The organism is Commensalibacter intestini A911 (genome assembly GCF_000231445.1).
In the GTDB taxonomy this organism is placed as follows: domain Bacteria; phylum Pseudomonadota; class Alphaproteobacteria; order Acetobacterales; family Acetobacteraceae; genus Commensalibacter; species Commensalibacter intestini.
This window is the reverse complement of sequence record NZ_AGFR01000002.1, coordinates 1-12,514: the sequence shown is the minus strand read 5'-3', so window position 1 is coordinate 12,514 and position 12,514 is coordinate 1. Positions and strand designations below refer to the sequence as shown.

The following is a 12,514-nucleotide window of genomic DNA, read 5'->3' as shown; positions in this document are numbered from 1 at the left end:
TTTCCCCTAATTGATATTGAGAGGTGTCAACACCTTGCTCAGCAGCTTTGGTAAACCATTCTGCTGCTTTCATATAATCTTTAGGAACTCCTTCACCATCTAGATATGCAAATGCAAGGTCATTTTGACCATTAGGATCACCTTGATTTGCAGCTTTGGTAAACCATTCTGCTGCTTTCACATAATCTTTAGAAACACCTTCACCATCTAGATATAAAAATGCAAGATTATTTTGACTATCCGCATCTCCTTGATTCGCAGCTTTAGTAAACCAATATGCCGCTTTTTTATAATCTTTAGGAACGCTTCCTCCATATTGATATGAAAGTGCAAGAATATTTTGACTCTTGGCATCTCCTTGATACGCTTTTTCTATTAGTGATTTTATGTAATGTTTATCTTTTGTGTCATCAGCAAATGTCTTTTGATTACAAAAAATAAAGAAAATACTGAGTAGTAAAATATATTTTTTTATTATTTTATAATCCATTGTTTCCCTCGATGATCTTTATCTATTCATAAAACATTGCATAACAAAAATATCATAAATATTAAATCATATTCTATTTATTCTTTAGTGTGTGTCCAACAGAATATCTGCCTTTCATTGGGAATTTCAAGATTTAAATATTCAGCTATTCTTTTAAAAGCTTTGACGCGCTCACGATAACCATTACACCCATTATTTACCTGTTTTGTTACATCTGAAACAGCAGAGTTTTCCGCAGAGGCCACAGATTGGACGTGTTGAACATCTCTCCAATAAAGGAATGCTGAGGCTGTAGCATAATCATAATGATTGTCATCAGACAATAAATCAGGATCTTTGACAAAATCAACATTACCAAAACGTTTTTTATAGGCATTCGTTACAGCTTGATAAATTTTTCTCCCTGTAACTTGTATCAATCCTCTACCACGATAGGTATAGCCATCCTCTCCACCTTTATTTCCGTTGACGTTTGCATATACTTTATTGAGTAAGAGCCTTCCATCACATACTCGAACTTTTTCCTTTTTATGTGTTATTTTATTTATTTTATCTCTAGTTTTACTACAAACTCTATTCACCCAATCTGTGTCATATAAATATTGATGTGTTCTTTTTAACCAAGCACCTCTTGCTTGCTCTAAAGTATAATCAGCATGCTCAGCAACAGCGTGAAATCTGCTTTCAGCAGCTATTTGAGATAAAAAATGAGCAATTTCTCTGTGATTTGTCATTTTAAAACAATTGGCATATTTATTGAGATAAAGTACAGCCTTTTTATTGATGTTACCTCTTCCACTTGGATTAACGACATCCAACATTTGAATCGTAATAATGGAAGGATAAATCCCCATTCTGGTTGCGTCACAAGCAGATCCTTTGTTTTTACTTCCTCCATTTTGCCATGATTGTACAGGTAAATTAGGCATTTCTCTTACTTACCCTCTACATTAGTTTCTATAACATTCATAACAAGCTCTTTTGCACTATGCTCACAAATGCCAAACTCTGGATGATATTCAAAATAAACATCTACAGAACAGGCATCTTCGTATTGTTCCTCTGCATTGACAAAGGAACTCTCGATTTTCACTTCGTCACTGTACAGTGGGTAAAAAGGTTCCCCATATTGTTCAAATTGCTCACTGGCCCACGCATCATCAAATCTTACCGTAAATGCTTTCGCCATTTGTAATGCTGGAATATTCTCATTTCCAACAAACATCATCATTATTGTTACTTGCGACCTGGACCATAAGATTTTATGTTTATCTGTATAACGCGTTTCACTGCTGGATAAGCGATTTTCATCAATAATATTCATCAGCACATAAGGTGCTTTTGGCATTGACGTTCTATTCCTAAGCCCTTTAAGAATTGTTAATGTTGCGCCTTTAATTGGAATGGCTTTTTCTAAAAATTTACCAACTAAATTATACATTTCTTTGTAACTTAGTGTTTTAAGCTTTGGGAACTCTTTATCTTTAGGTGCTTGAGCTGTTACTTGAGCAGGCGTTTTCTTGGTTGTCATTGTTATTTTCCTTTTGAGATGATGTGTTAAGACATAAAAAAAGACGCAATAATTGCGTCTGGATTTAGGTGTGATTTGGTTTTTGTAAGAAATAGATATGAAAAAACGACCTGTCATAAGGTCGTTTCACGTAATATTTATATAAAAATATTAATCTAGTAATATAATCGCATAATGGTTCAAAAGTTTCAATAACTATCAGTCATAATGACTCTTTTCCAGCATCCATCACTTTAAAAGCCATCCCTTTTAAACGTGCATTGTCTCTATCTGCTTATTCAATTACATTCCTATATTTGAGTTCATGTAGAAGGTCATACAGTGCCACTTCTTTACTCTCTAATAATAACGTGGTTACTTTCCACCATGATACAACACCTATTATACTTTGAGTATAAATATTTATAAAATGTTCTTTTAAGAACATTAAAGAATAACCTTTCCCTTTTTTAAATTTATATTATTCTATAATCTACAGTGTATTTAAAGAGAGAAAAAAGATGAGAAATATCAGTGAAAGCCCCATAACAGGGCTTGTCTTAGCACAAGAATATATCGAGCGTGCAAGAGCATTAGCACTTACAAAAAAGCGTTCTATCATAGCGATTGCTGGTGCTCCTGGTTCTGGAAAATCAACCGTAGCAAGATTATTACACGAAGCCTTATCTGATATCTCCGTCGTGGTTCCTATGGATGGATATCATCTCTCCAACAAAGAGCTAGAACGTCTTGGACGCAAAGGGCGCAAGGGAGCCCCTGATACATTCGATGTTTGGGGATATCAATCTCTAATCAAACGCCTCAAACATCAACAAGAAGGTGAAATCATTTATGCACCTGAATTTTATCGCACAATCGATGAGCCTATTGCCGGATCTTTACCTGTTTTTAGTCATACTCCATTAATCATCACAGAAGGTAATTACCTCTTACTCTCTCAAGGTGGATGGCAAAATACTATTCCGCTCTTTGATGAAAATTGGTTCGTAAACGTCCCTACCAATGAACGCCAACAACGCCTCATTGATCGACATTGCTTCTTTGGTCGTTCTTTAGAGGATGCAAAAGCTTGGGTTGAAAAAACCGATGAACCTAATGCACGTTTAATTGAACAACATAGCCAAGATGCAGATGTCGTGATTAAATGGAGCAATCCACCAAAATCCAAATAATATTATAAGACCTTTTATTTCTATATTTTCTATCATTACAGAAAATATAGAAATAATTACATGATAAAAGTTGTAATTTTATTTAATTACCCATGAATAGAAATAAAGAAAATTAACCCTTCAAAATCCATTGATACGCTTCCTCCCATTTGGGCACACAAGGCGCGGATTTTATGATTGGTCTTTGAATCATAATAACAGGAATTCGCAATTTCCTAGCAGCACTAATCTTCGCATAAACAGTTTGTCCACCAGAATTTTTACTAACAATACACTCAATCTGATTCTGTTTTAAAAATGCTATTTCATCCTCTTCACTAAAAGGACCTTTTGCTTGGATCAATTTTGCATTCTGAGGAATATACATCTCTTCTGGTCGATCTACACTACGTATCCAATATTCATGTAGAATAGAACATTCTTTAAAAACTAATAGCTCCTTCCGGCCAATAGTGACAAAAGCACGTAATGGCTTACTTCCTAAGGCAACCACCGCTTCTTGAACCGTTGTCACCTCCTGCCAAAGGTCTTCTTTTTCTCTTTGCCACGCTGGACGCTCTAATCTTAAATAGGGAACTTTCGCAATCTGTGTTGCTTGATATGCATTTCTTGTAATTTGCTGCGCAAATGGATGCGTCGCGTCAATAACTTTATTAATTTGATTTTCAGCAATCCACTCAGCCATTTTAATCACTCCACCAAATCCACCTATTCTGGTGAAAGCATTTGGTGGTAAAACAGGATTTTTAGTAACTCCTGCTAATGATAATATAAAGGTCAAACTATCTTGATTTACACAGGATTTAATCAAGGTAGAAGCTTCTGTTGTTCCCCCTAATATTAAAATCTTTTTTTGCATTTGACCTATTAAGACATAAGTAACATAAAGAATATTTTTACCTTACTATAAAAATAACAAGGTAAAAACAATATATAAAACTAACCTACTTTTGCAACAGGTAATGCATGGGTCATTAACTGAGAAATAGAATCATTACCCATTGATACAACTGGTCCATGTTGTGTCACAATCATATCAGCAGTCAATGAATGCGGAGAAAGCGTAATATTCATATCTGCAGCTTGGGTACCTGACAAATGATACTTCACCATATCTGGTATTATACTAGCAATATCAATAACATTTTTAAGAGAACTTTTATTCCAATCTGATATTTTATTTAACATTGATGCACTATCTGCAGAATCTCCAACAGTAACCACTGTACCATAATGATTAAATTCATTATTTGCTCCTGGTGTCATCGACGTCACAAAAGCATTCCCTTTTGCAGTATCAGAAGCATATTCGCCGACAGGATCACCATTTGTCACAATACTTACAAAGTTATCACCATTATGGGCTGTTGAAGAAGATGGAATACCTGTTGATTCAAAGGCAACCCCTCCAAGACCTGTTTGTTGAGCAACATAAGATGCTTCAATGCCCCCCAAAGAATGACCCGTTACAAAGATATTATTGGTCGTATATCCTTGTGCTTCTGCTTGGTGTACAGCATATTGTGCAAATTTTAGGGCCGTTTTTTGCCCTTGAGATACTGATTGATTCCAAACTTGAACGTCACTTGCAATTTGTGAAACAGTCATCAAAGGATTTAATAATAAATTATCCCCTCCTGTTGTACCTTGATATGCAATAACGATTTGATTTTCACTGGTTACCCATACTTTTGCTGCCATTCCTGAAGCTACATCTTGTATGGCCAGCTGCTTACCATTAACTAAAAACGGTTTCATTCCATCTGGCGTTCCAGTAATAGCATATTCCGTGTTGGCTGCATTTAAAAATTCAGAAGCTGTTGGCGTATGATTAATATCTTGATTTGTCGGTGCTGTAATTGTGTAGTTATTATTCAAAACAGATAAATCTGTTCTAGTTGTATGATTAATCAAATTATCTGGTATTGACATTGTAAAACTTAATAAATTGTTTATACCAGTAACATTCTCAAATTTATTGATATCATCAATAACATTAGTAACAGCACTACGTGCATGTGACCATAATTTTTTAACAAAAAGACTCATAAAACCTTGGCTCCTTAAACTAACATTTATATCTATACAGCTTTATATTATTTCACAACAACAACAATTCAAGATTATTAATTATAAAAAATAATATAAAGCCGAAGCCTTACTATGTTTTTATGATAATTAATAGTAAGTTTTACTATAATTTAAATTAACATTTTGCAACTAGAGAAACACTACGATCCATCACTTGGAGCAAGCTATCATTACCCATCGGGATAACAGGACCATGCTGTGTATAGATCGTATCTAATGTATATGAATGTTGAGACAGTTCTATTCCCATATTCGCTGCTTGAGTGCCGACATTATGATATTTCATAAAATCTGAAAAAACTCTTAACATACTGGCAAAAACGCTTTCTGTACTGCTTTATCACCAACAGTTACTACTTTTCCGTAATGATTAAAATCTCCACTTGCTCCTGCAGGTAAAGCTTGAACTATAGCAGAATTTCCAGCTGTATCAGATGCATACTCAGCCCAAGGATCACCATAGTTAACTACGTTTACAAAATTATCACCTGTTCCTTTAGCCGTAAAAGAAGAGGGAATACCTGTTGATTCAAAAGCCACACCCGCTAGACCTGTTTGCTGACCAACATAAGATACCACCGAGCTACCCAAAGAGTGACCTGTAATAAAAATATTATCCATATTGTAACCCTGTTGCTCTGCTGCATGCACCGCATATTAAGCAAATTTTACTGCTGCTTTTTGTGCATCAGAAACTTGTTGATTACAAATTTTAACATCTCTTAACTACTTGCTCTGAAACCAATAAAGAATTCAAAACAATACTATCGCCACCTGCCTTACATTGATAAGCAATAACAACTTGTTTTCCAGATATCACCCATACTTTAGCTGACATTCCAGTAAAGGTATCTTGAATAGAAAGCTATTTTCCATTAACTAAAAATGGATCTATTCCATCAGATATAGCACTAAATACATAACTGTTATGAGCAATACTCAAAAATTCTGACATCGTTGGTATATTATTAAAGTCCTGATGAATTAGAGCCGTAATCATATAATTATTATTTAAAATAGATAAATCAGTTCGGGTCGTATGATTGATATAAGCATTCGGTATTGATGCAATATAACTAATTGTATTTTTTATATTAGTATTTAACATATTGTCAACATTATCTAATTTTTCATCGATATCGTCAATTATACTGGAATTTTTTTACCAAAAGACAAAAGTTTACTTTTTAGTTTAAACATAGTTTACTTACTCCTTAAACTATATAAGTAAGTAAAAAATATTTATACATCCAAAGAAACAAATATTTTTACTAATACCCTACAATCATAAATGGCGATCGTTATATATGTACAATAATTCTAGTGTAAAATTATTTTTATCCCTGATTGGCATTAACGAAAATGGTATTGACACAATATCACCTATCGCTCAAAAACGGATACAACAAGCCAGCATTATAATAGGCGGGAAACGCCACCTAGACCTTGCAAACCCTCTTATTCAAGGACAAAAAGAAGTCTGGGCAAGCCCCATTCATCTTTCTTTAGAAAAGTTTTTACAACACAAACCAAATCCTGTTGTAATTTTAGCTTCTGGAGATCCTTTTTGGTATGGTATTGGTCCCTTAGCTACACACTCTTTACAACGTGATGAATGGGAAAGTTTTCCTGCGATTTCGTCTTATACATTAGCTTGTAACAAACTTGGCTGGCATGGTCAGCATATCCAGACAGTTTCTTTATGTGGTCGCCCTCTTGAAACATTACGTCCTGCCCTTACCCCTTATCGACGATTATTCATTTTATCAGCAAATGAACAAACACCTCATCTGGTGAGAGAAAAATTTAAAAAATGGCAAATCACTTATAAAGATTTTTATATTTTAGAAGCGTTAGGTGGCCCCAATGAACATATGCGTCATTTTACTCAAAATGATTATTTTCCCAACGATATTCACCCTTTAAATATTATTGCTGTAGAGCTAGATCACTTTACGCCACTACCCTTTACACATGGACGAGAAGATCATTGGTTTGAAAATGATGGGCAATTAACCAAACAAACCATTCGTTCCTGTAGCTTATCTACATTACAACCTTATCCTGGGGCTTTATTATGGGATATTGGCACAGGCTCAGGCTCTATTGCGATTGAATGGATGTTAACTCACCCAACTTGTAAAGCCATCGCAATTGAACCCAGAACCGATCGTGCGCATCGAGCCAAAGAAAATGCCATTCGTCTTGGAGTGCCTGCATTACAAATCATCGAAGGCAAAGCCCCTGAAGCTTTACAGAATTTACCTCGTCCTGATGCGATTTTTATCGGCGGAGGATTAACGTCGCCCACTTTGTTAGAAACAGTGTGGAACACATTACGTCCATTGGGAAGATTAGTCATTAATTCTGTTACCACTGAGGGAGATAGATTATTATTCAAAGCCCAACAAGAGTGGGGCGGACAAATAACAAGGCTCTCCGTTGAACATTATGAAGCTCTAGGAAAATATCATGGTTTCAAACCTACCCGAGCTATTACTCAATACGTTGTTCAGAAACCTTAAACGAGTAAAACATGATTACCCTGACTTACTTAAAAAATTAACCTTACTTCCTGCTCATGAAACAACGATTATTCAAAAAGAAGCCTCTCCAAACTACATAAAAAAAATATTTAGAAAATCTTCTAATAACCAAATAATTTATAACGTTTCTATATGGACACCTATACACATTCAAGGATCACAAGAACCAATTGGCTCTTATCAAAATGGCAAGTTTGAACCTAAAATATTTATACTAGAAGCAGAAACAACAATGACTAAACAATAATTCATCTTAAAGAAAAATGTGTAATATTCCTTCTGACAACAAAAACACTTCTTCTACCATCTTACAACCTGTCATTGTTGGTATAGGCTGTTCAAAACACACATCCGCATTGGAGCTCATTCAAACGTTGGAAACAATTTTGCAAGAACACCAATATCATGTAACAGATATTGCTCTTCCTGCATTTAAACAACAGGATCAGAATGTTATTGATTTAATTTCTTTATCAACGTTCCCCATTCACTTTATTGCTCAAGAAATACTACTTGCTTTACAACCTAAATGCAGTCAATTTTCAAAGCTTTCTTATCATCATACAGGCCTTGGCGCTGTAGCAGAAGCTTGTGCTTTAGCGTTAATTAATAAAAATGGACGTTTACTGATCCCTAAAATGATTTATAACAAGATCAGTTTTTCCATAGCAATCAAAGGAGACCCTTTATGACCGTTCATTTTATTGGTGCTGGCCCTGGTGCTGTGGATTTATTAACCTTGCGGGGCCATAAAATCCTATCTGAATGTCCGATTTGTTTATATGCGGGCTCTATCGTTCCCAAAGAAATGCTCGATTTTTGTCCATCCAATGCGATTCTAATTGATACCGCCCCTTTAAACCTCGATCAAATCGAAGCTGAATATCTCAAGGCTCACCAAGCAGGACAAGATATTGCGCGTCTTCACTCTGGAGATCTCTCTGTTTACAGTGCTGTTTCTGAACAAATTCGACGTTTAAAAAAGCATAATATTCCTTATACCTTAACACCTGGGGTACCTGCTTTTGCCGCTGCCGCAGCCCTCATAGAAAAAGAGCTCACCGTTCCAGAAATCGCGCAATCAGTTGTCCTAACCCGCATTTCAGGACGTGCTTCTACTATGCCACAAAACGAGAAGTTAGAGGCTTTTGCACAAACAGGTAGCACACTCCTTTTACATCTTGCCATTCATCGTTTAGATGAAATCGTTGAACGCCTTACTCCATTTTATGGAGTTAATTGCCCTGTTGTGATCGCAGCCAGAGTGACTTGGAGTAATGAACAAATCTTAAAAGGAACACTGGGCACTATTATTGACCAATTTAACCAACAACCTGTTGAACGCACTGCCTTAATTATGATTGGCCCTGCTCTGCATGAACATCAAGCCACCGAAAGTGCGTTATATAATATAGAATATCAAAGACGGTTTAAAACTATTTAAAATATTAATTTTTACCTAATCATAATACCGAATCAGCAGTCTAATACCTAAATAGACTGCTCTATTGGCTTGTACAAATACAATGTAATTCTTTACATAATAAAATATAAACTTTTATTATATATAATTTAACAAATATAAAATAATACATATTTGTATTATCAAAATAATAATGATATAATCATAAATATAAATATTTTATATAGATATTTTATATAGATATTTTATTATTTACTTTTAACAAAAAAACAATTTTATATAGAGAATTACAATGGTATATTCAATTAATATTACAAAAGGGTCGAGAAATATTTCTGCTGGTGCCAGTGGGGTATTAAAGCCAGTCAATGGGGTAAATGGAATACCCATTTCTATTGCACCTGGTTTTCCCGATCTACAAGATCAATTTAACCAAATGGGTATCAAAGATATTCGTTTGCATGATTGCTTTGGTGTTGCCGATGTCGACGATGGGTTCGTTGCCAATCGTTCAACAAATCAAAATCAATTAATGCCAAATGTTCCTGCAGCTTCTCAAGCTAAAGCAAAGACTTTTATCGCTGACCTTGCGAATAAAAGAACAATTTACCCTTATGCTGCACAAGGAATGGCCGCTAATAACCTAACAATTGCTTCTCAAAATGCAAATTTTGAACCAACTGATAGTTACCTTAAACGAATTTTAGATAATGATGCTTCTGTTAATCCAAACAATATCCAACGAGAAGTATTTTTCCGTATTGGCCGCACACTCGATGGTGGCTGGGAAATGCCTGCAAATTTCGATATTTATGCCACCCTTGTTGGCAATATTGTTAGACGCTATGCAATTGATTATCAATCAATTGGCCTTCCAAGAAAAGTAACTTATTGGGAAATTTGGAATGAACCTGATTTAACGATTTTCTGGAACAATAATGTTGCAAGTAATTATTACACATTTTACTCTAAAATTGCACGAGTAATCAAATCCATTGATCCATCTGCAAAAGTAGGCGGAGCTGGCGTTGCAACATCTTATAACCCAGGTGGCGTTTATCTTGATGGATTATTAAATTATTGTCGTACGACAAGCACGCCAATTGATTTCCTTTCTTGGCATTATTACGGCAACCTTACAGCTGATCCACAAAACATATTAGATATTGGTAACTCCATTCAAACGACATTAACCAAATATGGTTATGGTAATCTTGAAAGTATCTGTTCAGAATGGAACTCTACACCTTTTGGTTCAGCTTATACGTATTCAAGAGTTCAATCAGCAAAAAATGCAGCTTATATTTCGTCAATGTTAATGCTTATGCAGTATTGTAAAACGGATAGAGCGCATTATTATCGTGCAGATGCTTCTTCATTCGGATTATTTAATAATAATCCTCAACCAAATAATACTGCATATAAATCATTTTGTAGTTATGCAGCACAAAGTTTTGGTCTATTTTCCAAATTACTTAATGAAACCCCATATATTTTAACTCAAAGCAACCAATTTACGACTGGATTAACAACACTAGCTACTGAAAATGCAGCTGGTAATAAAATGAATATTCTTGCAGCAAATTATAACGTTGACCTCAGTTTTACATATTCGGAAACACCTCCAACAGTTGCTTACAAACAGCACTATTTAGATTCAAATAGAACGACCAATCAGTTAAATGATGATTGGAGTAAAAATGAATGGTTTGGAGGTAAGGATCCTAATACGCTTACCTACAATAACAGTGTCACTCAATATCCTGATGTACCCAACCCTCCTCAATATGGACGTTTATACGCCAAACCAAGAAACTATACACAAAGTAATACAGGTGCAGGTTTCCAAATCAGCAATATTGCAAGCACCTATAAAGGATATATTATTACTGCTTATCGTATTAAAGAAGGTGGACGTCTGGATCGCATGACACCAGAAGAGGTCACTTCTTCTATTTCAGCATATATGTCAAATGGAACTCTAAGTATTACAGATACTGGGGCTACATTATCAACCGTTACCTTATATAGCATTGAATTTACAACTACAGCTAATGGTAATACTACAAACCCTGGAACTGGCGGTAATACTGGCGGTAATACTGGTGGTAATACTGGCGGTAATACTGGTGGTAATACTGGTGGTAATACTGGTGGTAATACTGGTGGTAATACTGGTGGTAATACTGGTGGTATGAGAACATATACTGTCAGTATCCCTGCAAATCGTAGAGTGGCATTGTACGAAATATTACCATCAAACTATTCTTTTATTGCAAATAAACAATATATCATCAGATCAATCACAGAGAATGTAGCAATGTATACATGCCCTGGTAATGTTGTATTTAATCCTGCACAAGGTATTTGCTCAACGGGATCACGCACTTACGACATTGCTGGAGGAGTTATTACTCCTTATATTTCAGGCATATTAAATAATTCAAGCTTGAAAGGCCCAGTATATTTCACTGCAACACCAAGCGGATCTGGAACCGTCAACTTAACTTATACCATTAATCGCATTACTTAATTAACAATATTTTATTTACCTGAAGTCGATATTTAAAAATATCGACTTCATTGTTAAAATAATGATTTAAATGCAAACATCTTAAATAAACCTTGGCACCATTATTGATCAATTGAATCAACAAGCATTCGACAGTATATTGTATAATATTTACATCAAAAAACTTTAAAATAATTTGAGATTTTCATATAATCACCAACTAAATATCTAAAAAACGTTATTCTATATTTATAGTACGCAACAAATATAAGTAAAATTACTTATATAATTAAATTTATTTTATAAAAAATATTTACATATTAAAAAATAATAATGATATAATAATAAATATAAATATGAATATGAATCTTTAAAAAAAATATTATTTATAATTTAATAAAAAACAATTTTATAGTTTAACAAAAAATTTTTATAAAGAGAATTACAATGGTATATTCAATTAATATTACAAAAGGGTCGAGAAACACTTCCGCTGGGAACAGTGGTGTATTAAAACCAGTCAACGGAGCTAATGGTATCCCCATTTCTATTGCGCCAGGTTTTCCTGACCTACAAGATCAATTTAACCAAATGGGTATCAAAGATATTCGTTTACATGACTGTTTTGGTATTGCCGACGTTGACGATGGGTTCGTTGCCAATCGTTCAACCAACCAAGATCAATTAATTCCAAATGTTCCTGCAGCTTCTCAAGAAAAAGCAAAGACTTTTATCGCTGACCTGGGAAA

At 34.6% G+C, this 12,514-nt stretch carries 14 protein-coding genes and 1 pseudogene; 7 read left to right on the top strand and 8 right to left on the bottom strand.

Going from position 1 to position 12,514, the window contains the following annotated elements; translation table 11 throughout:
• The 3 genes from CIN_RS00370 to CIN_RS00360 form a co-directional block, all read right to left on the bottom strand.
• Positions 1–490: tetratricopeptide repeat protein (locus tag CIN_RS00370; RefSeq protein ID WP_040363627.1), on the bottom strand; the 490-nt coding region annotated here is incomplete at its 3' end.
• A 77-nt stretch (positions 491–567) separates the two neighbouring features.
• A complete protein-coding gene (locus tag CIN_RS11265) occupies positions 568–1,419 on the bottom strand; it encodes a glycoside hydrolase family 19 protein (RefSeq protein ID WP_008853062.1) in 852 nt (283 codons plus the stop codon).
• A gap of 5 nt (positions 1,420–1,424) precedes the next feature.
• Positions 1,425–2,021 carry a phage neck terminator protein gene (locus CIN_RS00360; RefSeq protein ID WP_040363626.1) on the bottom strand — a complete coding sequence of 199 codons (597 nt, stop codon included), beginning with the start codon at positions 2,019–2,021 and terminating at the stop codon, positions 1,425–1,427.
• A gap of 500 nt (positions 2,022–2,521) precedes the next feature.
• Between CIN_RS00360 and CIN_RS00355 the strand changes: the two genes are divergently transcribed.
• The gene (locus tag CIN_RS00355; RefSeq protein ID WP_008853060.1) at positions 2,522–3,193 is read left to right on the top strand and encodes a nucleoside/nucleotide kinase family protein; all 672 of its coding nucleotides are present in this window, start codon (positions 2,522–2,524) and stop codon (positions 3,191–3,193) included.
• A gap of 112 nt (positions 3,194–3,305) precedes the next feature.
• On the opposite strand, the gene CIN_RS00350 is transcribed toward CIN_RS00355, so the two are convergent.
• From CIN_RS00350 to CIN_RS12125, 5 genes are all read right to left on the bottom strand, one after another.
• Positions 3,306–4,052 carry a cobalt-precorrin-6A reductase gene (locus CIN_RS00350; protein ID WP_008853059.1) on the bottom strand — a complete coding sequence of 249 codons (747 nt, stop codon included), beginning with the start codon at positions 4,050–4,052 and terminating at the stop codon, positions 3,306–3,308.
• 80 nt (positions 4,053–4,132) lie between these two features.
• Positions 4,133–5,242 carry a lipase gene (locus tag CIN_RS00345; protein WP_008853058.1) on the bottom strand — a complete coding sequence of 370 codons (1,110 nt, stop codon included), beginning with the start codon at positions 5,240–5,242 and terminating at the stop codon, positions 4,133–4,135.
• A 157-nt stretch (positions 5,243–5,399) separates the two neighbouring features.
• Positions 5,400–5,570: a hypothetical protein gene (locus CIN_RS11870; protein ID WP_170314015.1), complete on the bottom strand. Its 171-nt coding sequence runs from the start codon at positions 5,568–5,570 to the stop codon at positions 5,400–5,402.
• A gap of 17 nt (positions 5,571–5,587) precedes the next feature.
• Complete coding sequence (locus tag CIN_RS11255; protein ID WP_050798292.1) at positions 5,588–5,905, bottom strand: hypothetical protein; 318 nt, start codon at positions 5,903–5,905, stop codon at positions 5,588–5,590.
• A gap of 91 nt (positions 5,906–5,996) precedes the next feature.
• Positions 5,997–6,122, bottom strand: a complete 126-nt coding sequence (locus CIN_RS12125) for a hypothetical protein (RefSeq protein WP_008853055.1) — start codon at positions 6,120–6,122, stop codon at positions 5,997–5,999.
• Positions 6,123–6,591: 469 nt separating this feature from the next.
• Here CIN_RS12125 and cbiE point away from each other — a divergent pair, with 469 nt between their 5' ends.
• The 6 genes and pseudogenes from cbiE to CIN_RS00310 form a co-directional block, all read left to right on the top strand.
• Positions 6,592–7,809 (top strand): precorrin-6y C5,15-methyltransferase (decarboxylating) subunit CbiE, encoded by a 1,218-nt coding sequence (cbiE, locus tag CIN_RS00335; protein WP_008853054.1) that lies wholly within the window; start codon positions 6,592–6,594, stop codon positions 7,807–7,809.
• Positions 7,757–8,077, top strand: a complete 321-nt coding sequence (locus tag CIN_RS00330) for a hypothetical protein (protein ID WP_040363625.1) — start codon at positions 7,757–7,759, stop codon at positions 8,075–8,077. Before cbiE ends, CIN_RS00330 begins: the two co-directional genes overlap by 53 nt.
• A gap of 16 nt (positions 8,078–8,093) precedes the next feature.
• Complete coding sequence (locus CIN_RS00325) at positions 8,094–8,522, top strand: cobalamin biosynthesis protein (protein ID WP_008853053.1); 429 nt, start codon at positions 8,094–8,096, stop codon at positions 8,520–8,522.
• A complete protein-coding gene (cobM, locus tag CIN_RS00320) occupies positions 8,519–9,274 on the top strand; it encodes a precorrin-4 C(11)-methyltransferase (RefSeq protein WP_008853052.1) in 756 nt (251 codons plus the stop codon). The genes CIN_RS00325 and cobM overlap by 4 nt, the downstream gene beginning before the upstream one ends.
• A 271-nt stretch (positions 9,275–9,545) precedes the next feature.
• The gene (locus tag CIN_RS11770; protein ID WP_008853051.1) at positions 9,546–11,786 is read left to right on the top strand and encodes a GH39 family glycosyl hydrolase; all 2,241 of its coding nucleotides are present in this window, start codon (positions 9,546–9,548) and stop codon (positions 11,784–11,786) included.
• Between the two features lie 426 nt (positions 11,787–12,212).
• A pseudogene (locus CIN_RS00310) lies at positions 12,213–12,514 on the top strand (GH39 family glycosyl hydrolase); the annotation flags it as partial.

Coding starts and splice junctions, on each gene's coding strand:
- CIN_RS00325 (WP_008853053.1), top strand. CDS start 8,094: ATGTGTAATATTCCTTCTGACAACAAAAACACTTCTTCTACCATCTTA.
- CIN_RS00345 (WP_008853058.1), bottom strand. CDS start 5,242: ATGAGTCTTTTTGTTAAAAAATTATGGTCACATGCACGTAGTGCTGTT.
- CIN_RS11870 (WP_170314015.1), bottom strand. CDS start 5,570: ATGAAATATCATAATGTCGGCACTCAAGCAGCGAATATGGGAATAGAA.
- CIN_RS11255 (WP_050798292.1), bottom strand. CDS start 5,905: ATGGATAATATTTTTATTACAGGTCACTCTTTGGGTAGCTCGGTGGTA.
- CIN_RS00350 (WP_008853059.1), bottom strand. CDS start 4,052: ATGCAAAAAAAGATTTTAATATTAGGGGGAACAACAGAAGCTTCTACC.
- CIN_RS11770 (WP_008853051.1), top strand. CDS start 9,546: ATGGTATATTCAATTAATATTACAAAAGGGTCGAGAAATATTTCTGCT.
- CIN_RS11265 (WP_008853062.1), bottom strand. CDS start 1,419: ATGCCTAATTTACCTGTACAATCATGGCAAAATGGAGGAAGTAAAAAC.
- cbiE (WP_008853054.1), top strand. CDS start 6,592: ATGTACAATAATTCTAGTGTAAAATTATTTTTATCCCTGATTGGCATT.
- cobM (WP_008853052.1), top strand. CDS start 8,519: ATGACCGTTCATTTTATTGGTGCTGGCCCTGGTGCTGTGGATTTATTA.
- CIN_RS00355 (WP_008853060.1), top strand. CDS start 2,522: ATGAGAAATATCAGTGAAAGCCCCATAACAGGGCTTGTCTTAGCACAA.
- CIN_RS00330 (WP_040363625.1), top strand. CDS start 7,757: ATGGTTTCAAACCTACCCGAGCTATTACTCAATACGTTGTTCAGAAAC.
- CIN_RS00360 (WP_040363626.1), bottom strand. CDS start 2,021: ATGACAACCAAGAAAACGCCTGCTCAAGTAACAGCTCAAGCACCTAAA.
- CIN_RS12125 (WP_008853055.1), bottom strand. CDS start 6,122: ATGTCAGCTAAAGTATGGGTGATATCTGGAAAACAAGTTGTTATTGCT.